The organism is Massilia sp. CCM 8734, from assembly GCF_011682155.1.
Taxonomy (GTDB): Bacteria; Pseudomonadota; Gammaproteobacteria; order Burkholderiales; family Burkholderiaceae_D; genus Telluria_A; species Telluria_A rubra.
On sequence record NZ_WHJI01000134.1, the window covers coordinates 1 to 1,363 of the forward strand.

Annotated in this window: 1 rRNA gene; it reads left to right on the forward strand. The window is 51.1% G+C overall.

Annotated elements, in window-relative coordinates:
* A 23S ribosomal RNA gene (locus tag F2P46_RS35845) occupies positions 1 to 1,348 on the forward strand; the annotation flags it as partial.
* Between the last annotated feature and the right edge of the window lie 15 nt (positions 1,349 to 1,363).

The following is a 1,363-nucleotide window of genomic DNA, read 5'->3' on the forward strand; positions in this document are numbered from 1 at the left end:
TGAAGCAATCGGAAGTGGTTCCAAGAAAAGCCTCTAAGCTTCAGTCATACGAGACCGTACCGCAAACCGACACAGGTGGGCGAGATGAGTATTCTAAGGCGCTTGAGAGAACTCGGGAGAAGGAACTCGGCAAATTGGTACCGTAACTTCGGGAAAAGGTACGCCCCGGTAGCTTGATTGGTTTACTCCATGAGGGTGAAAGGGTTGCAATAAACTGGTGGCTGCGACTGTTTAATAAAAACACAGCACTCTGCAAACACGAAAGTGGACGTATAGGGTGTGACGCCTGCCCGGTGCTGGAAGATTAAATGATGGGGTGCAAGCTCTTGATTGAAGTCCCAGTAAACGGCGGCCGTAACTATAACGGTCCTAAGGTAGCGAAATTCCTTGTCGGGTAAGTTCCGACCTGCACGAATGGCGTAACGATGGCCACACTGTCTCCTCCCGAGACTCAGCGAAGTTGAAATGTTTGTGATGATGCAATCTACCCGCGGCTAGACGGAAAGACCCCATGAACCTTTACTGTAGCTTTGCATTGGACTTTGAACCAATCTGTGTAGGATAGGTGGGAGGCTTTGAAGCGGTGACGCCAGTCATCGTGGAGCCATCCTTGAAATACCACCCTGGTTTGTTTGAGGTTCTAACCTTGGTCCGTTATCCGGATCGGGGACAGTGCATGGTAGGCAGTTTGACTGGGGCGGTCTCCTCCTAAAGTGTAACGGAGGAGTTCGAAGGTACGCTAGATACGGTCGGACATCGTGTTGATAGTGCAATGGCATAAGCGTGCTTAACTGCGAGACTGACAAGTCGAGCAGGTACGAAAGTAGGACATAGTGATCCGGTGGTTCTGTATGGAAGGGCCATCGCTCAACGGATAAAAGGTACTCTGGGGATAACAGGCTGATTCCTCCCAAGAGTTCATATCGACGGGGGAGTTTGGCACCTCGATGTCGGCTCATCACATCCTGGGGCTGTAGCCGGTCCCAAGGGTATGGCTGTTCGCCATTTAAAGTGGTACGTGAGCTGGGTTTAAAACGTCGTGAGACAGTTTGGTCCCTATCTGCCGTGGGCGTTGGAAATTTGAAGGGGGCTGCTCCTAGTACGAGAGGACCGGAGTGGACAGACCTCTGGTGTACCGGTTGTCACGCCAGTGGCATTGCCGGGTAGCTAAGTCTGGAAGAGATAACCGCTGAAAGCATCTAAGCGGGAAACTTGCCTTGAGATGAGATTTCCCAGAGCCTTGAGCTCTTTAAAGGGTCGTTCGAGACCAGGACGTTGATAGGTCAGGTGTGGAAGTGCAGTAATGCATTAAGCTAACTGATACTAATTGCCCGTACGGCTTGTCCCTATAACCTTAGCAGGT